This window comes from Pseudomonas sp. LBUM1673, assembly GCF_059695645.1.
This window is the reverse complement of sequence record NZ_CP166780.1, coordinates 2742948-2764314: the sequence shown is the minus strand read 5'-3', so window position 1 is coordinate 2764314 and position 21367 is coordinate 2742948. Positions and strand designations below refer to the sequence as shown.

Sequence of the window (21367 nt, the reverse complement as noted above, 5' to 3'; positions counted from 1 at the left end):
GGGTAGCGGTCAGGTGGTTCCATGGGATGAGAGCCGGACGGCATCTTCAAACCACCGAATTCCCCTGTAGGAGCGCGGCTTGCCCGCGAAGAGGCCGTCACATTCAACATTAATGTCGACTGACACACCGCTTTCGCGGGCAAGCCTCGATCCTACAGAGGATCTGCGTTACCAGGTCAACACCGCCCCCACCGCGAACGTATCGGTGTCTTCGTTCTGGGCGCTGGTGTCGTGGCCATTGATTTCGAACTGGTGCTTTGGTTTGGCCGGTGTAGCACGGCAAATTCGGTGTAAGACCAGCCCGCTGGACAGGCCCGGAACTTAGGGTGTAAGCCTGTGGAGCAGACTGGCGTCCACAGGAACCGGTGTCCGCTAGGCGAGCGCTCTAAACAGCATATAAACGGCGATCACCACGCAGACGCTGGCGAAGCCGATCTGCAACCCTCGGGCCGGCACCCGCGCGCAGAGTTTTCGACCGAGGACCATCCCGACGATGCTGGCGACAATGAACGCCACGCCCAAACCATCGATCCGCACCCCGGCCTGAAACGCGCCGACCACCCCGATCACCGAGATCAGGCTGATCACCATCAACGACGTGGCGACGATCCCGCGCATCTGCACATCGGTCAGCTGCTTGAACGCCGGCACAATCAGAAAACCGCCACCGACCCCGAGCAACCCCGACACCACACCGGTCACCGCGCCAAGTGCCGCCAGGGTCGCGGTGCATTTGGCGGTCCAGGAAAAACGCCCGGTCTGCTGATCGAGCATGCAGTTCTTCTGGCCCCAGTTGGCGTGGCCGTGGTCGCTCGGGCCGTCGTCGTGCTTTTCCCGGCGCAGCATCCGCCAGGCCACCATGACCATCAGCAGACTGAACAGGACCATCAGGATTTTTTCCGGCAACTGATGGGCGAAATAGATGCCCACCGGCGAAAACACCGCGCCCAGCAGTGCAATCAATAACGCCGCGCGATAGCGCACCAGGCCATGGCGCAAACCATCAATCGCACCGATCGCCGCCGCACTGCCCACCGCGAACAGCGCCACCGGTGCCGCCTGAGTCATGGTCAAACCCAACCCCAGCACCAGGGCCGGCACCGCAAGAATGCCGCCACCGGCACCGGTCAAACCGAGCACCAGGCCCATGACCACACCGAAAAAACTTGCCAGCAACATAGGGGTCTCTCAGTCAATCCTGGACAGGCGGGTCAGCCATTCACGACCCTTGAGCAGGCCATTCCAGTAGAACCACGGCAGCAGAGTCGCCTTGAGAAACCAGGCCGAACGGCGCGCCACCGTCGGGTCGAGGGGAAAGGTCGGCAGCAATTTACCGGCGTAACCGAACTCGGCGAGGATCACTTTGCCCTTCTCCACCGTCAGCGGGCAGGAACCGTAGCCGTCGTACTTGAGTGGCAATGGCTGCCGCTTGCGCAGGGCCAGCAGGTTTTGCGCCACCACCACGATCTGCTTGCGCGCGGCGGCGGCGGTTTTCGCGTTGCTGGTGGAACAGACATCGCCCAACGCGAATACATCCGGATAGCGCACATGTTGCAGGCTGTGCGGGTTCACTTCGCACCAGCCGGCGGCATCGGCCAACGGACTGTGGCGGATGAAATCCGGCGAAACCTGAGGCGGCACGACGTGCAGCAGGTCGAAGGCTTTTTCTTCTACGGTCACGACACCCGCGGCGTCTTTCACCTCGAACCACGCGGTTTTCGACGGCCCGTCAACCTTGACCAGATTGGAGTTGAAGGCCAGCCGGGCGTTGTATTTTTCGATGTACTTCATGAGCGGCGGCACGAAGGTCGCCACGCCGAACAACGCAGCGCCGGCCAGATTGAACTCAACGTCGAACTCATTCAAAACGCCGGTTTTGCGCCAGTGATCGCAGGACAAATACAACGCTTTCTGTGGCGCACCGGCGCATTTGATCGGGATTGGTGGCTGGGTGAAGATTGCTTTGCCGCCGCGTAATCCCTGGACCAGTTCCCAGGTGTAGGTCGCATGCTGATAGCTATAGTTGGACGTGACACCGTTCCGGCCAAGGGTGTCCTGCAAGCCTTCGATTTTCTCCCAGGCCAGGCGCAAACCGGGGCAGACGACGAGGTTTTGATAACTGACGGTGCGGCCATCGTCGAGGGCCAGCTGTTTGCTGTCGACGGCGATGTCGGTCACGGACGCCTGCAACCAGGTGGCCTGACGCGGCATCACCGAGGACATCGGGCGCGCGGTGTTTTTCACCGCGTAAGCACCGCCGCCCACCAGCGTCCATGCCGGTTGATAGTAATGCTGGCTGTCGGGTTCAATGACGGTGATGTTCAAGCCCGGATCGCGTTTTAGCAGGCTGGCCACCAGGCCAATGCCGGCGGTCCCGCCGCCTATTACCACGATGTCGGCACTGATGGATGGGCCCCAGTGTTGATCGTTCATCATTCATTCCTTGTTGTTGCATGCATGGCGCCGGGTTCAGTCCTGATGCCAGTCAGTTAAGGAAAAATCGGACATGTAGGAGCCAGGCTTGCCGGCGAAGGCGTCCTTCAGAGCGCCTTCGCCGGCAAGCCTGGCTCCTACGAAAAGCGGTTCGCTTAACTGACCGGCATCAGGTTCAGCCCCAGCTTTTCAGCACCGCTCCGCAGTACAGGCCGGACAGTGTCTTCATCACCTGAATCACTTCGTGACTGGCTAAACCATAGAATATGTACTTGCCTTCACGACGGGTGGCGACCAATCCCTCGTCACGCAGGATGCCCAGTTGTTGGGACAGGGTGGGCTGGCGCACACCGGTCATTTTCTCCAGTTCGCCGACGTTGCGCTCGCCCTGGGTCAGTTGGCAGAGAATCAGCAAGCGGTCCTCGTTGGCCAGGGCTTTGAGCAGCGCGCAAGCCTTGGAGGCCGAGGCCCGGAGCTGGGCGACTTCACATTCGGTCAGACTGGATTGCATTTGCAGGATGCCTTCGACGTCACTTAAGCTGCGGACATTATGTTTAAACATAAAGTGTTGCAACCGGTTATTGTCCTTCCGCCCCTTTCCACAGGTTCGTACCCATGTCCGCGTTGATTGAAGCCTTCCTCGACCCTGCCTCGTCGACCTACAGCTACGTGATCTACGAGCACGATGGCGGGCACTGCGCGATCGTCGACCCGGTGCTGGATTACGACCCCGCCGCCGGGCACACCGCGACCGTCCAGGCCGACAAGATCATCACCTTTGTGCGCGAACGCCGGTTGCAGGTGCAATGGCTGCTGGAAACCCACGCCCATGCCGATCATCTGTCGGCCGCGCCGTATCTGCGTCGGGAACTGGGGGGCAAGATTGCGATTGGTGAGTCAATCAGCAAGGTTCAGGGTGTGTTCAAGGCACTGTTCAACCTCGAACCGGGATTCAGTGTCGACGGCTCACAGTTCGATCACCTGTTCGCGCCGGACGAGTCATTCCGGATCGGCAATCTCAAGGCCACGGCCCTGCACGTTCCCGGGCATACCCCGGCAGACATGGCTTATCTGATCGACAGTGACGTGATTCTGGTGGGTGACACGCTGTTCATGCCGGACGTCGGCACCGCGCGCTGCGACTTCCCCGGCGGCAACGCCAACCAGATGTTTGCTTCGATCCACAAACTGCTGGCCTTCCCCGCCAGCGTGCGCCTCTACGTCTGCCACGATTACCCGCCCGCGGGCCGTGCCCCGCAATGCCAGAGCACGGTGGGCGAACAGCGCAAAAGCAACATCCACATTCACGATGGTATTGATGAGGCCACCTTCGTCGCCATGCGCACCCAGCGCGATGCCGGGTTGTGCATGCCAACGTTGTTGTTGCCGGCGATTCAGGTGAATGTGCGGGCGGGGAATTTGCCGCCGGCCGAGGACAACGGTGTTGTGTACCTTAAAATCCCCCTGAATCAACTCTAGTCCCGTAGCAGCTGTCGAGCACCGCGAGGCAGCGTCCGGCGGCGAAGCCGCCGCAATCCATCCAATGCGTTTTACCTGAAAGAACTCGGTTGCAGGTTTTGCGACGGCTTCGCCGCCGGGCGCTGCCTCGCGTTGCTCGACAGCTGCTACAACTGCGATCTTCAATTGGCCAGGGTCAACCCGTTAGCGGGCAACGGCAGCGCCGTTTTATAGCGCACCTGCTTGAGCGCAAAGCTCGAACGAATGTTCGCCACCCCCGGCACCTTGGTCAGAAAGTCCATCATGAAGCGTTCCAGCGACTGAATGGTCGGCACCAGCACGCGGATCAGGTAGTCCGGGTCACCGGCCATCAAATAGCACTCCATCACTTCCGGGCGATCCGAGATTGCCTCTTCGAAATGCTGCAACGCCTCCTCCACCTGTTTCTCCAGGCTCACATGAATGAACACATTCACATGCAGCCCCAGCAGGTCCGCATCCAGCAGGGTCACTTGCTCGCGAATCAGCCCTAACTCTTCCATCGCCTTGACCCGATTGAAGCACGGCGTCGGCGACAGGTTCACCGAGCGCGCGAGGTCGGCGTTGGTGATGCGCGCGTTCTCCTGAAGGCTGTTGAGAATGCCGATATCGGTACGGTCCAGTTTGCGCATGAGACAAAACCACCTGCTTTTTATGTTTATGCAGAATTTTTATCCTCAAATGACCTCCAGCGCAACGAAACACAGAGAAATATTCTTCTTGGCCCGGCCTATGATTGTTGTAGGACAAGATTTCTTTTACCGAAGAATGACTGCCAGCTCACTACAAGAAATTCACAAGATCGAGCGTAGAAGCCATGAACCAAGCGTACGAACCGCTGCGCCTGCACGTTCCCGAACCTTCGGGCCGCCCCGGCTGCAAAACCGACTTCTCCTACCTGCATCTGACCGACGCAGGCTTGGTGCGCAAACCCCCAATCGACGTAGAACCCGCCGACACGGCTGATCTGGCCAAGGGCCTGATTCGTGTGCTCGATGACCAGGGCAATGCCCTCGGCCCATGGGCCGAAGGCGTGCCGGTGGAGATCCTGCGTAAAGGCATGCGCGCCATGCTCAAGACGCGGATTTTCGACAACCGCATGGTGGTCGCCCAGCGTCAGAAAAAAATGTCGTTCTACATGCAAAGCCTTGGCGAAGAAGCCATCGGCAGCGCCCAGGCCCTGGCCTTGAACATCGACGACATGTGCTTCCCCACCTACCGTCAGCAAAGCATCCTCATGGCCCGGGAAGTGCCGCTGGTGGACCTGATCTGCCAACTGCTGTCCAACGAGCGCGACCCGCTCAAGGGCCGTCAGTTGCCGATCATGTACTCGGTCAAAGACGCCGGCTTCTTCACCATTTCCGGCAACCTCGCCACCCAATTCGTCCAGGGCGTGGGCTGGGGCATGGCCTCGGCGATCAAGGGCGACACCAAAATCGCCTCGGCCTGGATCGGCGACGGCGCCACCGCCGAATCGGACTTCCACACCGCCCTCACCTTCGCCCACGTCTACCGTGCGCCGGTGATCCTCAACGTGGTCAACAACCAGTGGGCGATTTCGACCTTCCAGGCGATTGCCGGGGGTGAAGCCACTACCTTTGCCGGACGCGGCGTCGGTTGCGGCATCGCCTCCCTGCGAGTCGATGGCAACGATTTCATCGCGGTTTACGCCGCCTCTGCCTGGGCCGCCGAACGCGCCCGCCGCAACCTCGGCCCGACCATGATCGAATGGGTCACTTACCGCGCCGGCCCGCACTCGACCTCCGATGATCCGTCCAAATACCGTCCTGCCGACGACTGGAGCTACTTCCCGTTGGGCGACCCGATTGCGCGCCTCAAGCAGCACCTGATCACAATCGGTCAGTGGTCCGAAGATGAACACGCCGCCGTCAGCGCCGAACTGGAAGCCGAAGTGATCGCCGCGCAGAAAGAAGCCGAGCAGTACGGCACCCTCGCCGGCGGCCAGATTCCGAGCGCCGCGACCATGTTCGAAGACGTCTACAAAGAGATGCCGGAGCACTTGAAGCGCCAGCGTCAGGAGTTGGGGATCTGACATGAACGATCACAACAACACTATTCAGCTGGACACGGAAACCGCCATGAGCACCACCACCATGACCATGATCCAGGCCCTGCGCTCGGCCATGGATGTGATGCTTGAGCGTGACGACAACGTCGTGGTGTTTGGCCAGGACGTGGGCTACTTCGGTGGCGTGTTCCGTTGCACCGAAGGGCTGCAGAACAAGTACGGCACCTCCCGGGTGTTCGATGCGCCGATTTCCGAAAGCGGTATCGTCGGCGTCGCCGTGGGCATGGGCGCTTACGGTTTGCGGCCGGTGGCCGAAATCCAGTTCGCCGATTACGTCTACCCGGCATCGGACCAGATCATTTCCGAAGCCGCCCGTCTGCGCTATCGCTCGGCCGGCGAGTTCACCGCGCCGATGACTCTGCGCATGCCATGCGGCGGCGGCATCTATGGCGGCCAGACCCACAGCCAGAGCATCGAGGCGATGTTCACCCAGGTCTGCGGTTTGCGCACGGTCATGCCGTCCAACCCTTACGACGCCAAAGGCCTGCTGATCGCCTCCATCGAAAACGATGATCCGGTGATCTTTCTTGAACCGAAACGCCTGTACAACGGCCCGTTCGACGGCCACCACGATCGCCCGGTAACCCCTTGGTCGAAACACCCCGCCGCGCAAGTGCCGGACGGCTACTACACCGTGCCGCTGGACGTCGCCGCCATCGCTCGTCCGGGCAAAGACGTGACCATCCTGACCTACGGCACCACGGTTTATGTGTCGCAAGTCGCCGCTGAAGAAACCGGTATCGACGCTGAAGTGATCGACCTGCGCAGCCTGTGGCCGCTGGATCTGGACACCATCGTCAAGTCGGTGAAGAAAACCGGCCGTTGCGTGATCGTTCACGAAGCGACCCGCACCTGCGGTTTCGGCGCCGAACTGGTCGCGCTGGTGCAAGAACATTGCTTCCACTACCTGGAAGCGCCGATCGAGCGCGTCACCGGTTGGGACACCCCCTATCCGCACGCGCAAGAGTGGGCGTATTTCCCTGGCCCGTCCCGTGTGGGCGCGGCTTTGCATCGGGTTATGGAGGTCTGAATGGGCACGCACGTTATCAAGATGCCGGACATTGGCGAAGGCATTGCAGAAGTTGAATTGTCGGTGTGGCACGTCAAGGTCGGCGACATGGTCGTCGAAGATCAGGTGCTGGCCGATGTGATGACCGACAAGGCGATGGTCGACATCCCTTCTCCGGTGCATGGCAAGGTCATTGCGCTGGGCGGCCAGCCAGGCGAAGTCATGGCGGTCGGTAGCATCCTGATCAGCATTGAAGTCGAAGGCGCGGGCAACGTTAAAGAATCGGCTCAGCCAGTAGCGGTTAAAGAAGCTCCGGTTTCAGCGCCGAAAGTTGAAGCGGTTGTTGAAAGCAAACCGGTTGCAGCACCTCGCCCGGCCGCTGCCTGCCAAGGCCCAATGGTTGCTCGCGAGGCCGATGAACGCCCGCTGGCCTCCCCGGCCGTGCGCAAGCATGCGCTGGACCTCGGCATTCAATTGCGTCTGGTGCGTGGCAGCGGCCCTGCCGGTCGGGTGCTGCACGAAGACCTCGATGCCTATCTAGCTCAGGGTCAGGCCCAAGGTCAGTCGAATGCATCGACCGCCACGGCCGCTTACGCCCAGCGTAACGACGAAGAACAGATCCCGGTGATCGGCATGCGCCGCAAGATCGCCCAGCGCATGCAGGACGCCACCCAGCGTGCCGCCCACTTCAGTTATGTTGAAGAAATCGACGTCACCGCCGTCGAAGAACTGCGTGCACATCTGAACGAAAAACACGGCGCGACTCGCGGCAAACTGACCTTGCTGCCGTTTCTGGTTCGCGCCCTGGTCGTGGCCCTGCGGGACTTCCCGCAGATCAACGCCCGCTACGACGACGAAGCCCAGGTCATCACCCGCCTCGGCGCGGTGCATGTCGGTGTCGCCACGCAAGCTGACATCGGTTTGATGGTGCCGGTGGTGCGCCATGCCGAAGCCCGCAGCCTGTGGGACAGCGCGGCGGAAATCTCCCGCCTGGCAACTGCCGCTCGCACTGGCAAGGCCAGCCGCGATGAGCTGTCCGGCTCGACCATCACCCTGACCAGCCTCGGCGCCCTGGGCGGCATCGTCAGCACTCCGGTACTGAACCTGCCGGAAGTGGCGATCGTCGGCGTCAACAAAATCGTCGAACGCCCAATGGTCGTCAAAGGCCAGATCGTGATTCGCAAGATGATGAACCTCTCCAGCTCCTTCGATCACCGCGTGGTCGATGGCATGGATGCGGCGCAATTCATCCAGGCCGTTCGCAGCCTGCTCGAACAACCCGCCACGCTGTTTGTGGAATAAGCATTTGTGGAGCAAGGCATGCAAACTTTGAACACTACGCTGCTGATCATCGGCGGCGGCCCTGGCGGTTATGTGACGGCGATCCGTGCCGGTCAGCTGGGCATTTCGACCATTCTGGTGGAAGGCGAATCGTTGGGCGGCACCTGCCTGAACATCGGCTGCATTCCGTCGAAGGCGCTGATTCACGTCGCCGAACAGTTCCACCAGACGCAGCACCACAGCCAACACTCGGCGCTGGGCATTAGCGTGTCGGCGCCGACCCTGGACATCGGCAAAAGCGTCGAGTGGAAGGACGGCATCGTTGATCGCCTGACCACCGGCGTCTCGGCGCTGTTGAAGAAGCACAAGGTGCAGGTCATTCAAGGCTGGGCCAAGGTGATCGACGGTAAAACCGTCGAAGTGGGCGACACGCGTATTCAGTGCGAGCACCTGGTGCTGGCCACCGGTTCGAAAAGCGTGAACCTGCCGATGCTGCCGATTGGCGGCCCGATCATCTCCTCCACCGAAGCCCTGGCGCCGACCAGCGTGCCGAAACGGTTAATTGTGGTCGGTGGCGGTTACATCGGCCTGGAGCTGGGGATTGCCTATCGCAAACTCGGCGCCGAGGTCAGCGTGGTCGAGGCGCAGGATCGCATCCTGCCAGCCTACGACGCCGAGCTGACCCAGCCTGTACACGACGAACTGAAAAAACTCGGCGTGAGGATTTACTTGAAACAAAGCGTTGAAGGCTTTGATTCACAAGGAAATACTCTGCAAGTTCGTGAACCGAACGGCGACACTTTGAACCTGGAAACCGATCAGGTACTGGTGGCCGTCGGTCGCAAACCCAACACTCAAGACTGGAACCTCGAAGCGTTGAATCTGGAGATGAACGGTTCGGCGATCAAGATCGACAACCGTTGCCAGACCAGCATGCGCAACGTCTACGCCATCGGCGACCTGAGCGGCGAACCGATGCTCGCCCACCGGGCCATGGCTCAAGGCGAGATGGTTGCCGAGCTGATCAGTGGTAAACACCGCGAATTCAACCCGACCGCCATCGCCGCCGTGTGCTTCACCGACCCGGAGCTGGTGGTGGTCGGCAAGACCCCGGACGAAGCCAAGGCTGCGGGGCTGGACTGCATCGTGTCCAGCTTCCCGTTCGCCGCCAATGGCCGGGCGATGACCCTGGAGTCGAAAAGCGGCTTCGTGCGGGTAGTGGCGCGGCGCGACAATCATGTGATTGTTGGTTGGCAAGCAGTGGGTGTAGGCGTGTCGGAGTTGTCGACGGCGTTCGGTCAAAGCCTGGAAATGGGCGCTCGTCTGGAAGACATCGCCGGCACCATCCACGCGCATCCGACGCTCGGCGAGGCGGTGCAGGAAGCTGCGTTGCGTGCTTTGGGCCACGCGTTGCACCTGTAAACGCGATCAACTGTGGCGAGGGAGCTTGCTCCCGCGGGGCTGCGAAGCGGCCCCAACCGCACCACCGCGATTTGCCTGATGCACCGCGGTGTCCGGTTTTACCAGTGCTGCGCACTGGAACGGGAGCAAGCTCCCTCGCCACAAAGTTTCGAACAATGCGGGATCGACAGCGTATTTCATGAGCAGGCTAAGAAATATGCCAATCACCCGATAGTCCGGGCTGCGAAATGGGCGCGGAATGAAGTATTGTTGTCCCCATCCAGAAAAATGTCAGAAGCCTTGAACCGTTTCGGCGGTTGTTAAGTGATAGAGGGTGTCATGGGTAACGAAAGCATCAATTGGGACAAGCTGGGTTTTGACTATATCAAGACAGACAAGCGCTATCTGTCGCACTGGCGTAATGGCGAGTGGGACAAAGGCACCTTAACCTCTGACAACGTGCTGCACATCAGCGAAGGCTCCACGGCCCTTCACTATGGCCAGCAGTGCTTCGAAGGCCTGAAGGCCTACCGTTGCAAGGACGGTTCGATCAACCTGTTCCGCCCGGACCAGAACGCCGCACGCATGCAACGCAGCTGCGGTCGCCTGCTGATGCCGCAGGTGTCCACCGAACAGTTCGTCGAAGCGTGCAAAGACGTGGTGCGTGCCAACGAGCGTTTCATCCCGCCTTATGGCACTGGCGGCGCGCTGTACCTGCGCCCGTTCGTGATCGGTGTGGGTGACAACATCGGCGTGCGTACCGCGCCCGAGTTCATCTTCTCGATCTTCTGCATCCCGGTCGGTGCCTACTTCAAGGGCGGCCTGACTCCGCACAACTTCCTGATCTCCAGCTACGACCGCGCCGCCCCACAAGGCACCGGTGCGGCCAAGGTCGGTGGCAACTATGCCGCCAGCCTGATGCCGGGCTCCCAGGCCAAGAAGGCACACTTTGCCGACTGCATCTACCTGGACCCGCTGACCCACACCAAAATCGAAGAAGTCGGCTCGGCCAACTTCTTCGGGATCACCCACGACAACAAGTTCGTCACCCCGAATTCCCCTTCGGTGTTGCCGGGTATCACCCGTCTGTCGTTGATCGAGCTGGCCAAAACCCGTCTGGGCCTGGAAGTGGTCGAAGGTGACGTGTTCATCGACAAGCTGTCCGACTTCAAGGAAGCCGGTGCTTGCGGTACTGCCGCAGTGATCACCCCGATCGGCGGCATCAGCTACAACGACAAACTGCACGTGTTCCACAGCGAAACCGAAGTCGGCCCGACTACCCAGAAGCTCTACAAAGAGCTGACCGGTGTACAGACCGGCGAGATCGAAGCGCCAGCGGGCTGGATCGTCAAGGTTTGACTTCGCCTCCATAGGTTGCCGACCCGCTTCATTCAAGTCAGCCTTATGTCAAAAGCCCACCCAGCGCTTCGGCGATGGGTGGGCTTTTTTATTCATGCCCCAACCACTATCGCTGAGTCGCGCTCCCCTTACCAAACCTTGGCTTCAGGAAAAACTGATGGTTGAGGGCCAGTGTCGCCAGGATGCACATCAACAGGATCGGCAACCGCCATTCGCCCAGAAAAATCGTCTGCAACACAAACGCAATCACCGGAATGAGCGAGTTGATTTGGGTGAACCGTGTCACCCCCACATAGTGCAGGCAGGTCTGCGAAAGGAACGAGGGAATGATCATGTTGAAAAACACCAGAAACAACAGCTCCGGTATCTGGTAAATCGGAACGATCAGGCTGGCGAGCTCACCGTTGACCAGCAAATAGAGGAACGCCGCCAACGCCAATAAATAGCAGCGCACAGCCACAATCGAGTTTGCCGACAAGTGGGCTCGTGTGGCGAAACTGTGTGAAAGGACGAAATAGCTATAAACCGAGATACCGGCAAGAACGGCGGCAATCAAGGCGGCAACGGTGGTTTGGGTCAGGATGAACGCAATATAGATGGCCAGCATGCACACCAGCGCTTTCCAGGTGTCCCGGGCCTTGAGACTGGCGCAGCAGGCGGACGTCAGGAAAAACACCGATATGTAGAACTCGGCCGTTGAATGCGTGGCGCTGTAATAGGAAAACACCCAATTCAAAATGAACGCTACCGACATCCCGAGCCAATAGCGCCAATACGTGAGCACAGCCAGATGCAACGTTTTGAACCGCGCCGCCTCCACGACATTGAACACGGCACTGGAGCCGATGGCCATGTAGAACAACGCCACCGTCATGGGAATTCCCGCACCGACATGGCTGAGAAAAACGATAGCTATCGCGGTCAACACGGCATAGACGACGTTGAGGGTGTACCCCTTGGCCAACGAGAGGTCCAGATTGCTGATCTCGGTACTCAATAAGTTCTTCTCATGTGATCTGTCAGACAGATGATTGCCCGGTCGATGTCTGCAAGGCTGAACCAGCCCATGTGGGCAATGCGCAACACCCTGTTCTGCCAGTGACCGGCGGCCGGAGTGGCGAACAAATTGTAGTTCTGTTCCAGAGCCAGCTGTAACGATAAAGCACTGATGTGCTCTGGCAGGCTGATCGCGGTGACACCAGGGGATCGATACTGCGTGCTCGCAAAGCTGCTGAGCCCCAGGCCCGCCAGGGCGCCCTGACAGATTGCCCGGGCTTGCTCATGACGCGCATAGACATTCTCCAACCCTTCGGCAAACATCAGTCGCAGGCTGGCTTGCAGTCCACGAAAACAACTGATCGAAGGAGTCGACGGGGTTTGAAACTGTTGTCCGCTGGCGAGGGCGCGCCCGAAATCGAAATAAAAAGACACCCGGGCACCCGTTGCACGCTGCATCGCCCTGTCGTTGGCAATCACGATGGCCAGGCCCGGCGGCGCCATCAACCCTTTCTGTGGCACGGTGATCAAGACATCCACGCCCCAGCGGTCCATGTCTATCGGTGTGGTGCCGGCGCTGCTGACGGCATCGCACAGAACAAGCGCGTCTGAATGACCCTTGATGATCCGTACCAGGTCTTCGAGGGGGTTGAGCACGCCGGTTGAACTTTCATTGTGCGTGATCAGCACCGCATCGAATTCCTGGCGCTGCAACAGCTGCGCCAGTGCCTGCGGGTCAGTCGACTCCCCCGGTACGCTTTGAAGGCGGGTCAACTGTTCGGGGGCTTGCAGCCAGCGCTCGGTGATCTGCGCGAACAACTCACCATAAAAACCGGTATGCAATGACAACACCCTGTCGCCGGGACGCAGCACATTTTGTACCGCGGCTTCCAGCCCGCCGGTCCCCGAACACGTCAGAAAAACCGGAGGATGGCGGGTGCCAAGCAACGCACGCACGTCCTTGTCCACCGCCGCATACATACTTTTGAACTCATCACTGCGATGGCTGACCATCTGCTGACTCATGGCTTCAAGCACCGCAGGTGCAAGGGGTGTCGGCCCGGTGATGCGCAGGTTGATTTCATGCATGGGTGGCGGACTCGATCAAAGAGGATGACGTTGCAGCGCGACGCAGTGCAGCGGCCAGCCGATCGATATCGTCGCTGACCAGTTCACCGATGCAGCCGATCCGGAAGGATCTGGCCGTCGAGTAAGTGCTGGGATAAATAATCAATTGTGCGGCTTCAAGCTGCTGGTATAGCTGCTCGAAAGACAGCGCAAAAGCCTCGGGAAACAAGAAAGTCGTGATCATTGGCGCCCGGTGACGTGCCTCGAGCACCGGCACGATGCCTTGCTCGGCCAGCAACCTGACCAACTGTCGATTGAGCTCTCGGTATTTTTCCAGCCGTCGCTCGGCCTTGCCCTGGCTTGCCCATTCATCCAGCGCCTGATCAAACGCCAGCAACACATGGGTAGGCGGTGTAAAACGCCACTGATGACCGTGTTGCAGCTTGCGCCACTGGGCGTTGAGGTCAAGGCTCAAGGTGCGCCGCACTGTGTTGTGCAGCGCGGTTTTGCGGGTGATGACAAACGCGATGCCCGGCACCGAGTGCAGGCACTTGTTGGCCGATAACGCAACGGCGGTGATGGCCGTCGACTCAAACGGGATGGCCATTGCGCCGAAGGTACTGATAGCGTCGACCAGCAGTTGGACCGAGCGGCGTTCACCGACCTCGATCAGTCGCCCAAGGTCATTGAGTACACCCAGGCCTGTCTCAAAATGCACCAGCGCCAAATGAGTGATCTGGGGATTGCGCAGCACAAAAGCGTCCACCAACGCAGGATCGATGGCCTCTTGGACGTTGCACAGCAGCGGCACATGATTGAGGCCGTGAATTTCGCAGATCTCCAGCATTCGCTTGCTATATTCGCCGTTGACCAGCACGCCCACGCAGTAATCGGCAGCTGGCACGCAACTGGTCAGCATGGCTTCGACAGCGAAAGTACCGCTGCCCTGGATCGGAATCGCCGCGAAAGCATCACTGATGTCGTAAGCGTCCAACAGTTTCGAACAAACCCGTGCGGTCAGCTCGGCCGACATCTTTGTCCTGGAACCGATATCGTCCAGCATGGCGTTTTTCACGGCGGCCGAGGTGTTCAAGGGGCCTGGTGTGAAAAGCACCTGGGCATCTGTGTCGTGCATAGTCAGCTATCTCCGAATAGACCAGCAGGCATAAGTCGAGCGCCGCCGCAAAGGGATCAACGATGCCGGGTAGGCGTTGATATGTGGAAAATGGGATTGCCGGGATCATTTCGTTTCGACGCGTAATAGGTGTCGTACAAGTCCTTGTGGGCCGCTCCGGCGGCGAAGGTGAAAAAGAGCATTCGTCGGTCGACGGCAGAATCGTTACGAGCCGAGCGATGCGGCACATAGGAATCGAACAGAATCACATCACCGGCCTGGGCGGTGATCGGTTGCCACTCAAACTTCTGACTCGTCGCCGCCTCGATGTCGCCGTTAAGCGCGCCACCTCGATGATGGTTGAACAGTGGCCTGGGCCCCATGGGGGTTTCCAGAATTTGCTCCACGTCCCGTGCATCGTGTTCGTTCAGATAACCGGGGGCGACTTCCAGGCAACCGTTTTCCAGCGTGGCGGGGTCAAGCGCGATGGCAGCCGTAATGTGGTAATGGGTGTCGAAATGACGATAAGCGGCGATATCCTGATGGACACCGAAGGCCCCCCCGCCCGGGTGCTTGAAGTTGCATTTGTCCTTGAACAAATGAAACGGTCCCTGGGCGATGTCGTTGATGATTAGTTGCAACCTGCCGCTGAGGTGGTTCTGAATGTAGGGGGTACTGCCGGCCAGCCACTCGATCCGGCAGACCTCCAGCGGATTGTTCGATTCGCCGACCACCACGGGAGTCTTTTCATCCCGCTCCCTGGCGGCGGTCATGTCCGGGTCCTGACTGCGACGGGCCAGCACCTCGCGACCCGCGACGAGCAACTGCTTGCAGGTGTCGTCGAGGTGCCCCAACTCATCGGCCGTCAGGCCCTGCCGCAAGACGGTGAAGCCTTGTTGCTTGATATCGATATACGAAGACATGGCCTGTTCCCGGCGTAAATAATGTTCGTGCTCAGACGCCCAGAGGCATTGAACTCAGGCGTTCGAGCGCCGTGTCAAAGACGCGGTCGGCGGTGCACAGCACCATGCGGACACTGCTGTCGCCTTCCTTGCCATAGACACAGCCAGGCACCACGGCGACTTTTCGCTCATTGAGCAGATAAGCGGCCACCGCTTCGCCTTCGGTATTGGCCAACCCCTTGTAGCTGGAAGGCAGTGAACGGTAGAGGCCGCTGACGTTCGGAAACAGGAACATGGCGCCATGAGGTTCGCGGTTCCAGGTGAAACCGAATTCAGACGTCAAGGTGGCGCGGCTGATTTCCGCACGCGAGGCGATCATCTGCGAGGTGGAACTCAGCCACGTGTCGCGGGCGGGATGGCGCAACAAGGTTTCGGCGATGGCCTGGTATTGAATATTCACACCCAGGTACATGTAGTCGTGAATTTTCTTTGCCAGTTCGATCACCGCTTTAGGCGCAATCATCCAGCCGATGCGCAAACCGGGTAACCCGAATTTTTTCGAGAAACTATTGATGGTGATGGTGTTGGCTCTCATCCCTTCGATACCGAATGCCGGCGTGTGCGAACGCCCGGACGTCATGGTGTCGTACACCTCATCATGAATGATCCAGGTGTTATTGCGATTCGAGAACAGCGCCAGTGCCTTCCAGTCCTCGGCGCTCAGGACATAACCACTAGGGTTCTCCGGAGAATTGATAATGAAAGCCCTGGCTTTGTCGATCGACTGGGTGCTCAGCAGATTGGCCACTTCGTTGCCCCCGGCAGCCCGAGAAACCTGGGCAACCTGACGGCTAAGCAACTGGATCGTTCTGGAGTAGAGCATGTAGGAGGGATCAGCCAGAGCAATGGCGTCGCCCTCGCCCGTCACCGCCAACATGGCCAGGGTGATCGCTTCAACCCCGCCATGGGTAATCATGATTTCAGTGTGCGGGTCTACTTCCAGTGCATAACGCTGGCGATACCAGTCGGACACGGCCTGCCGCAACCCCAAAGACCCCTGTGAGCCTTCATAACGCTTGGCACTGTCAAGGAATGTTTCATAACTCAAGTTTTTGTTCTTGATTTCATCGATTGCGTAATCCGGTGGGCCGAATACCGGCTCGCCGAAACTCAAATCAGCGATCGATGGATCTTCCTTGGCCTTGTTCGAGATGGCTTTGGAGGCGTAGATACCCATTGCCTGGACAATGGAATTGACCGGCATTTCTTTTGGTGAACTCGACATAAGTTAATGCTGCCTTTAAGGGAGAAAGTGAACGTTGTTTACACCAGGTTTTCCTTGAGGCGTCGCGCGACCACGGGCGGCGGCATGGTTGGCCTCCCCAGATTGTCGAGCGCACCGCAATTGACGGGCATATGAATCAGGTGCGGCCCTTCATGGCGGTGTGCGAGGGCCACTTGAAGGTCGTCTATTGAATGACACCGGGTCGAACCGCGATAACCGCACGCCATGGCGATGGCGCAAAAGTCGACTTTATAAGCGGCGCTCTTCTGCCCCCCCGTCGAATCGTAGGTCTGGTTATCGATAACGATGTGCGTGAGATTGCGAGGTTCGCTGATCGCAATGCTGGTGAAATTGCCCAGGTGCATGATCGCGGCGCCGTCGCCATCCAGCACATAGACGGGTTTATCCGTTGCCAACGAAAGGCCGTGAGCGATGGAACTGGCATACCCCATCGAACCCACGCAATAGAAGTTGCGCGGACTGTCTTCGATGGTGAACAACTCGCGACCGGTTTTGCCTGTGGTGGCGACCAGGATACTGTCCATCGGTGCATTCGCCACGATGGCTCTCAAAACCTGGGCCCGGCTGGGCAACTGTGCGGACGACGGCGACGGGTCGGCGGCCGGGTCGGCTTTCGATGCCGTAAAAGTGCCGCCTTCTATCACCAGGGCATGGGTCTTTTCAGCGGTTTTGATCGCCAGTTGCGTGGCACGCAACAATGCCAGGGCGGCCTGCGGTTCTTTCGGTAAAACCTGCCAGGGTACACCCAGCAATGTCAGCAAGTCGGGCGTGATTTTCCCCATCAGAGCATGTTGTGGCTCATCCTTTTCCCCGGGCGTTCCACGCCAGGTCACCAACAGCAGCGTCGGAATCTGGAACGTATCGTTCAGGGAGGTCAACGGATTGACCATGTTCCCCAGCCCCGAGTTCTGGCACATCACGGCCGCCGATTGACCGCCCAGCCACAGACCGCTGGCAATGGACAGGGCGTCGCCTTCACTTGAGGCGATAAGATAACGGGTATCTTGCCGCTCGATACTTTCGTTGATCAGAGGCGTCAGGAATGAGCAGGGAACACCCGTGAGATAGCGGATGCCACCCCTGACCAGTTCATCGACAAAATCAGATGCGTCAATCATGGTGATCCCTCATTTAGCCAGTGATGACGTCAGGCGGTTGCAGACATCGACAGATACTTGTCTTCAGCCAGTTGCGCTTCTGCTTCGCCGGTCAACATGAAGATCTCTTCAAGGGTGGCGATGTCTTTTTCGATGAACGAGACGTTTTCGTTCATCTGGATCTGTTGCGTAATACGCTTCATGGCATGTATGGAGGCGCGCAAACTATGGTTTGCCCAGATGACCGTACTGATGCCGGCCTCTTTATAAAGATTGGTCTCCACACTTGAGTATTTCGTCGGCACGATAATGACCGGGCACTGGTCCTTCCATAGCTGCTTGAACTCAAGCACTTCGCTCGCGTCCTTGCGCTTGGAGTGAATCAGAATCGCGTCGGCACCGGCGCCGTGATACTTGTGCGCCCGCTCCAGAGCTTCATCCATGCCCAGCCCGCTGATCAGCGCTTCCACGCGAGCCACGACGATGAAGTCTTCGTCCAGTTGGCTGTCTTTGGCGGCGCGCAACTTGCCGCAGAACTCGTCGGCGTTGGCCAGGTCATTGCCACCGGAGATGAACGAATTGACCTTGGGAAAGAGTTTGTCTTCCAGACAAACCCCCGCAATGCCGCGCTGGCAAAGTTTTTTGGTCAAGCGACGAACGTTGTTGAAGTTGCCGAAACCGGTGTCTCCATCAACCAGAATGGGCACCGACGTGTGGTCGCTCATGAATTCGACGATATCGAGAATCTGCGTCCAGGACGCTTCATTGCGGTCGCAAAGTCCCAGGGATGCAGAAATCGACAGACCCGATGCCCAGAGCCCTTTAAAACCACTCTCCTGCGCGATGCGAGCACTGAGCGCGTTGTGGGCTTCCATGAGGAAACTGGTATTTTTTTCCTGAATCAATGACTTCAACGTTGTTGTTTTTTTCATTGTCGTATTCCTTTAAGGGGGGGCATTCCATGAAGAACAGCGTTGTTGCACTGACAAGGCACTACCACTGCCGACGGATCACAACCCTCCCGCCAGATCGATGAAACTGCCCGTCACATAAGAGGACTGTTCAGACAGCAACCACAGAACAGCGGCTGCCACTTCTTCCGGTTCACCTCCACGTCCCATGGGTAACCGGGACTTGAGCTTCTCGACGCGGTCGGGATCGCCACTCAAGGCGTGAAAACCGGTACGAATGAAACCGGGGCGTACGGCGTTGACCCGGATGCCATCCGGCGCAAGCTCCTTGGCCAGGCCGATGGTTAAACTGTCCACTGCGCCTTTGGAGGCCGCGTAATCCACGTACTCGCCCGCCGACCCCAAGCGGGAAGCGGCAGAAGATACATTGACGATGGTACCGCCCGCCCCGCCGTGCCGGTTCGACATTCGCAGGATCGCGTGCTTGCAACACAACACAGTGCCAAACACATTTGTGGCAAAAACCTGGCTGATTCGCTGCCCGTCCATGCTTTCCAGTCGACTCGCCTGGCCCACCGTGCCGGCGCTGTTGATCAGCGCCGTCAACGGCCCCAACCGCTTGTCGACTTCCAGAAACAGCCTTTGGACATCCTCCTCCACGCTGACGTCGGCCTGCACCGCAATGGCTTTGCCACCCAAGGCTTCCAGTCGCTGGCACAGTTCCTGGGCGGCCCGGACATCCCGAAGGTAGTTGATGCATACCGCATATCCCTGCTCCACTGCCAGCACGGCACTGGCCGCGCCAATGCCGCGACTACCACCGGAGATCAGCATCACTTTAGACATGGCTCGTTCACTCCTCGATCCTTTTGATCACGTAATACGTGAACTGGCCGATTTGCTGGCGAAGTCGATCCCGGTCGAGAATATAACCCTGGATGGACCCGTCGCTTACCATCTGCTCCAGTCGGTTCAATACGCCCTCGAGTTCTTTTTCATCCAGCAAGGCAAAGTGAGAGTCACCCTGACGAAACTCGAGTGAGGCCAAGGATTGGGGATCGAAATAACCTGACTTCTGAATAATGCTGTCGATGTTGACCACACGATCGGTGATCTCGAACCCGATGCTCCGCAAGAACGCCTGCAACGGTTCATATTCGATAAAACGCGGTTTCATTCGCTCGACCGCTTTTTCAATCAACTGGCCCCACCACACACCGTCTTCCAATTGGTCATGCGTAATGGTGTTGATGAGAATGACTCCATCGTCTTTGAGCGACTTTACCGCTTCGCCGAGAAAGTGCTTCACCGCCTTGAAGTCATCCGCAGGATCCAGATGATGCAATGATTGATTGCACATTACCGCGTCATAAACCTGACCTTCGCTCAAATACAGCGACAAGTCACACTGTTTCCAGACAACATTATTCAAGCCGTGGCTTTCTATTTTTTGCTTGCACTGCGCCAGCATGTTTTCACTGTAGTCTGCACACACTACATTAATGCCTGATTGCGCCAATTCAAGGGCATAGTTCCCCGTACCACAACCCGCGTCCAACACCGTCATAAGATGAGCTGGCTTATTCAACCTGGCCAGATAACCCAACACAATTTCAATACCGACAGCTGTTCGGGTCTTATCATAATTGACGGACGTCGCATTATAGTGCTCGTATTTACTCACAAGGCATTCTCGTCTTATTTAACAGTGTATTGACGCCTGTCTCTGACAACCAATAAACAGGTTCAGGCAGGCGCGATAAGGGAAAACAGCTCTTTTGCTTTAAAACCCATGCGGGTCTTTATTTTGTGGTTGGTCCTGCCGATTTCGATGGTATCCAGCCCTTCCTGTTTGGCATAACGGAAAGCCTCGAGCATACACACGCTGTAAGGGCTAAAGTCGGTTTTGTCATAAGACATGCCGGCCGCCCATATATGCAGGGTGTTGCCATGAACGAAACAAACCATCACGCCAACGACTTGCTCTTGTTCTTGCACGGTAATGAACCGCACCAGACCTGCGCAGGTTTCGACAAACGGCTTGAACGCCGCCGGAGGATAATAATCCGGGGTGCCATGCCGCGCACTGGTGACACATACCAACTCGGCGATTTGTGCCACATTCGACACCGGCAGTGACTGTACCAAAGCACAATGATTGCTGCTCTGGAGCTTTCTTTGCTGGCGATTCATTTCCCGGCGGCCGTCTGCAGGAAGCCCGGCGATGTAATCTTCAACCGTCTCGATACAGGCGATATCCATAAAGTAACGATCCCACATGAAATTCGCCTGGTAACCCTCATAGCCCCCCGCCGAGACCAACCGATCATTGGCAATATTAATAAGGCCAACGTACTTCGCCCCGATGCTGGCACCCAGTGACTTTATCGATTTGAGAATTTCACTGCGAACCAGGTCTGCCCGCGCAGTCGAAGCAATGATCTCGCTCTCATAGCCATGCATGATATGACCAAGACAAACGAGACTGTCATTGAAGTTCAGGCCGGTAGCGCGAGACAAGGAACCGAAAGGATCTGGAGACAATTGCGAATAGACGACGGTAAAACCGACCAGTCGGTCCTGCTGATAAGCGAGAAGATAATAGGCATCGAGAATGGGGAGTAGCGGGTAATAATGCGCGGCCTTGAGAAAACGGACATCATAGAAAAAAGAAGCATTGGCGGCAGCATTCAGCTCGGTTATGTCAACCAGAGGCAACTTCTCAAAGTCATTAATAATTTTTATTAACGTACTCATGCTCTACAGACATCCATATCTTGAGTTTTCTTCCGTTCGCCAAACCTAGCGTACGTCACAGAGTGAGTCAAGAAGCATGAGTTACTAAATTTGCTAATCCCCGGAGCTTGATCAACACAGTTCTCCCGAGACAGAAAGGCGAATGCT

The 21367-nt window shown here is 58.1% G+C and carries 20 protein-coding genes; 6 read left to right on the top strand and 14 right to left on the bottom strand.

The features are described from left to right. Positions 1 to 372: 372 nt before the first annotated feature. From ACA044_RS12660 to ACA044_RS12650, 3 genes are all read right to left on the bottom strand, one after another. Positions 373 to 1179 (bottom strand): sulfite exporter TauE/SafE family protein, encoded by an 807-nt coding sequence (locus tag ACA044_RS12660; RefSeq protein WP_497446637.1) that lies wholly within the window; start codon positions 1177 to 1179, stop codon positions 373 to 375. A 9-nt stretch (positions 1180 to 1188) separates the two neighbouring features. Continuing rightward, positions 1189 to 2433, bottom strand: coding sequence for an NAD(P)/FAD-dependent oxidoreductase (locus ACA044_RS12655; RefSeq protein ID WP_497447216.1), 1245 nt, complete (start codon positions 2431 to 2433; stop codon positions 1189 to 1191). 175 nt (positions 2434 to 2608) lie between these two features. Further along, positions 2609 to 2944: an ArsR/SmtB family transcription factor gene (locus tag ACA044_RS12650; RefSeq protein WP_026331709.1), complete on the bottom strand. Its 336-nt coding sequence runs from the start codon at positions 2942 to 2944 to the stop codon at positions 2609 to 2611. Between the two features lie 104 nt (positions 2945 to 3048). Here ACA044_RS12650 and ACA044_RS12645 point away from each other — a divergent pair, with 104 nt between their 5' ends. After that, the gene (locus ACA044_RS12645; RefSeq protein ID WP_497446636.1) at positions 3049 to 3912 is read left to right on the top strand and encodes an MBL fold metallo-hydrolase; all 864 of its coding nucleotides are present in this window, start codon (positions 3049 to 3051) and stop codon (positions 3910 to 3912) included. A 161-nt stretch (positions 3913 to 4073) separates the two neighbouring features. Here the strand turns inward: ACA044_RS12645 and bkdR are convergent, their stop codons facing one another. Then, entirely contained in the window at positions 4074 to 4562 is a 489-nt protein-coding gene (gene bkdR, locus ACA044_RS12640) for a Bkd operon transcriptional regulator BkdR (RefSeq protein ID WP_017339472.1), read from the bottom strand. A gap of 185 nt (positions 4563 to 4747) precedes the next feature. Between bkdR and ACA044_RS12635 the strand changes: the two genes are divergently transcribed. From ACA044_RS12635 to ACA044_RS12615, 5 genes are all read left to right on the top strand, one after another. Then, complete coding sequence (locus ACA044_RS12635) at positions 4748 to 5983, top strand: 3-methyl-2-oxobutanoate dehydrogenase (2-methylpropanoyl-transferring) subunit alpha (protein ID WP_497446635.1); 1236 nt, start codon at positions 4748 to 4750, stop codon at positions 5981 to 5983. A gap of 1 nt (position 5984) precedes the next feature. Further along, a complete protein-coding gene (locus ACA044_RS12630) occupies positions 5985 to 7049 on the top strand; it encodes an alpha-ketoacid dehydrogenase subunit beta (RefSeq protein WP_497446634.1) in 1065 nt (354 codons plus the stop codon). After that, positions 7050 to 8330 (top strand): dihydrolipoamide acetyltransferase family protein, encoded by a 1281-nt coding sequence (locus ACA044_RS12625; RefSeq protein WP_497446633.1) that lies wholly within the window; start codon positions 7050 to 7052, stop codon positions 8328 to 8330. An 18-nt stretch (positions 8331 to 8348) separates the two neighbouring features. After that, the gene (gene lpdA / locus ACA044_RS12620; protein WP_497446632.1) at positions 8349 to 9731 is read left to right on the top strand and encodes a dihydrolipoyl dehydrogenase; all 1383 of its coding nucleotides are present in this window, start codon (positions 8349 to 8351) and stop codon (positions 9729 to 9731) included. A 318-nt stretch (positions 9732 to 10049) separates the two neighbouring features. Then, on the top strand, positions 10050 to 11069 hold the full coding sequence (locus ACA044_RS12615) for a branched-chain amino acid aminotransferase (protein ID WP_497446631.1): 1020 nt from the start codon (positions 10050 to 10052) through the stop codon (positions 11067 to 11069). A gap of 106 nt (positions 11070 to 11175) precedes the next feature. On the opposite strand, the gene ACA044_RS12610 is transcribed toward ACA044_RS12615, so the two are convergent. The 10 genes from ACA044_RS12610 to ACA044_RS12565 all read right to left on the bottom strand — a co-directional run bounded on the left by ACA044_RS12610 (position 11176) and on the right by ACA044_RS12565 (position 21220). After that, positions 11176 to 12066 carry an EamA family transporter gene (locus ACA044_RS12610; protein ID WP_497446630.1) on the bottom strand — a complete coding sequence of 297 codons (891 nt, stop codon included), beginning with the start codon at positions 12064 to 12066 and terminating at the stop codon, positions 11176 to 11178. Then, positions 12063 to 13154, bottom strand: coding sequence for a pyridoxal-phosphate-dependent aminotransferase family protein (locus ACA044_RS12605; protein ID WP_497446629.1), 1092 nt, complete (start codon positions 13152 to 13154; stop codon positions 12063 to 12065). Before ACA044_RS12605 ends, ACA044_RS12610 begins: the two co-directional genes overlap by 4 nt. Continuing rightward, positions 13147 to 14268, bottom strand: a complete 1122-nt coding sequence (locus ACA044_RS12600; protein WP_497446628.1) for a 2-aminoethylphosphonate--pyruvate transaminase — start codon at positions 14266 to 14268, stop codon at positions 13147 to 13149. Before ACA044_RS12600 ends, ACA044_RS12605 begins: the two co-directional genes overlap by 8 nt. A 56-nt stretch (positions 14269 to 14324) precedes the next feature. Further along, entirely contained in the window at positions 14325 to 15170 is an 846-nt protein-coding gene (locus ACA044_RS12595) for a phytanoyl-CoA dioxygenase family protein (protein ID WP_497446627.1), read from the bottom strand. Between the two features lie 31 nt (positions 15171 to 15201). Beyond that, positions 15202 to 16434: a pyridoxal phosphate-dependent aminotransferase gene (locus ACA044_RS12590; protein ID WP_497446626.1), complete on the bottom strand. Its 1233-nt coding sequence runs from the start codon at positions 16432 to 16434 to the stop codon at positions 15202 to 15204. 38 nt (positions 16435 to 16472) lie between these two features. Then, positions 16473 to 17573, bottom strand: coding sequence for a phosphonopyruvate decarboxylase (gene aepY, locus ACA044_RS12585; protein ID WP_497446625.1), 1101 nt, complete (start codon positions 17571 to 17573; stop codon positions 16473 to 16475). A gap of 29 nt (positions 17574 to 17602) precedes the next feature. Beyond that, entirely contained in the window at positions 17603 to 18484 is an 882-nt protein-coding gene (gene aepX / locus ACA044_RS12580) for a phosphoenolpyruvate mutase (RefSeq protein WP_497446624.1), read from the bottom strand. 78 nt (positions 18485 to 18562) lie between these two features. After that, the gene (locus tag ACA044_RS12575) at positions 18563 to 19309 is read right to left on the bottom strand and encodes an SDR family oxidoreductase (protein ID WP_497446623.1); all 747 of its coding nucleotides are present in this window, start codon (positions 19307 to 19309) and stop codon (positions 18563 to 18565) included. Positions 19310 to 19316: 7 nt separating this feature from the next. After that, positions 19317 to 20147 carry a class I SAM-dependent methyltransferase gene (locus ACA044_RS12570; RefSeq protein ID WP_497446622.1) on the bottom strand — a complete coding sequence of 277 codons (831 nt, stop codon included), beginning with the start codon at positions 20145 to 20147 and terminating at the stop codon, positions 19317 to 19319. Between the two features lie 62 nt (positions 20148 to 20209). Further along, the gene (locus tag ACA044_RS12565) at positions 20210 to 21220 is read right to left on the bottom strand and encodes a GNAT family N-acetyltransferase (RefSeq protein WP_497446621.1); all 1011 of its coding nucleotides are present in this window, start codon (positions 21218 to 21220) and stop codon (positions 20210 to 20212) included. Positions 21221 to 21367 lie beyond the last annotated feature (147 nt).

Bases quoted from the DNA above. Each gene is read 5' to 3' on its own strand.
- ACA044_RS12660 (WP_497446637.1), bottom strand. From the start codon at position 1,179: ATGTTGCTGGCAAGTTTTTTCGGTGTGGTCATGGGCCTGGTGCTCGGT.
- ACA044_RS12655 (WP_497447216.1), bottom strand. From the start codon at position 2,433: ATGAACGATCAACACTGGGGCCCATCCATCAGTGCCGACATCGTGGTA.
- ACA044_RS12650 (WP_026331709.1), bottom strand. From the start codon at position 2,944: ATGCAATCCAGTCTGACCGAATGTGAAGTCGCCCAGCTCCGGGCCTCG.
- ACA044_RS12645 (WP_497446636.1), top strand. From the start codon at position 3,049: ATGTCCGCGTTGATTGAAGCCTTCCTCGACCCTGCCTCGTCGACCTAC.
- bkdR (WP_017339472.1), bottom strand. From the start codon at position 4,562: ATGCGCAAACTGGACCGTACCGATATCGGCATTCTCAACAGCCTTCAG.
- ACA044_RS12635 (WP_497446635.1), top strand. From the start codon at position 4,748: ATGAACCAAGCGTACGAACCGCTGCGCCTGCACGTTCCCGAACCTTCG.
- ACA044_RS12630 (WP_497446634.1), top strand. From the start codon at position 5,985: ATGAACGATCACAACAACACTATTCAGCTGGACACGGAAACCGCCATG.
- ACA044_RS12625 (WP_497446633.1), top strand. From the start codon at position 7,050: ATGGGCACGCACGTTATCAAGATGCCGGACATTGGCGAAGGCATTGCA.
- lpdA (WP_497446632.1), top strand. From the start codon at position 8,349: ATGCAAACTTTGAACACTACGCTGCTGATCATCGGCGGCGGCCCTGGC.
- ACA044_RS12615 (WP_497446631.1), top strand. From the start codon at position 10,050: ATGGGTAACGAAAGCATCAATTGGGACAAGCTGGGTTTTGACTATATC.
- ACA044_RS12605 (WP_497446629.1), bottom strand. From the start codon at position 13,154: ATGCATGAAATCAACCTGCGCATCACCGGGCCGACACCCCTTGCACCT.
- ACA044_RS12600 (WP_497446628.1), bottom strand. From the start codon at position 14,268: ATGCACGACACAGATGCCCAGGTGCTTTTCACACCAGGCCCCTTGAAC.
- ACA044_RS12595 (WP_497446627.1), bottom strand. From the start codon at position 15,170: ATGTCTTCGTATATCGATATCAAGCAACAAGGCTTCACCGTCTTGCGG.
- ACA044_RS12590 (WP_497446626.1), bottom strand. From the start codon at position 16,434: ATGTCGAGTTCACCAAAAGAAATGCCGGTCAATTCCATTGTCCAGGCA.
- aepY (WP_497446625.1), bottom strand. From the start codon at position 17,573: ATGATTGACGCATCTGATTTTGTCGATGAACTGGTCAGGGGTGGCATC.
- aepX (WP_497446624.1), bottom strand. From the start codon at position 18,484: ATGAAAAAAACAACAACGTTGAAGTCATTGATTCAGGAAAAAAATACC.
- ACA044_RS12575 (WP_497446623.1), bottom strand. From the start codon at position 19,309: ATGTCTAAAGTGATGCTGATCTCCGGTGGTAGTCGCGGCATTGGCGCG.
- ACA044_RS12565 (WP_497446621.1), bottom strand. From the start codon at position 21,220: ATGAGTACGTTAATAAAAATTATTAATGACTTTGAGAAGTTGCCTCTG.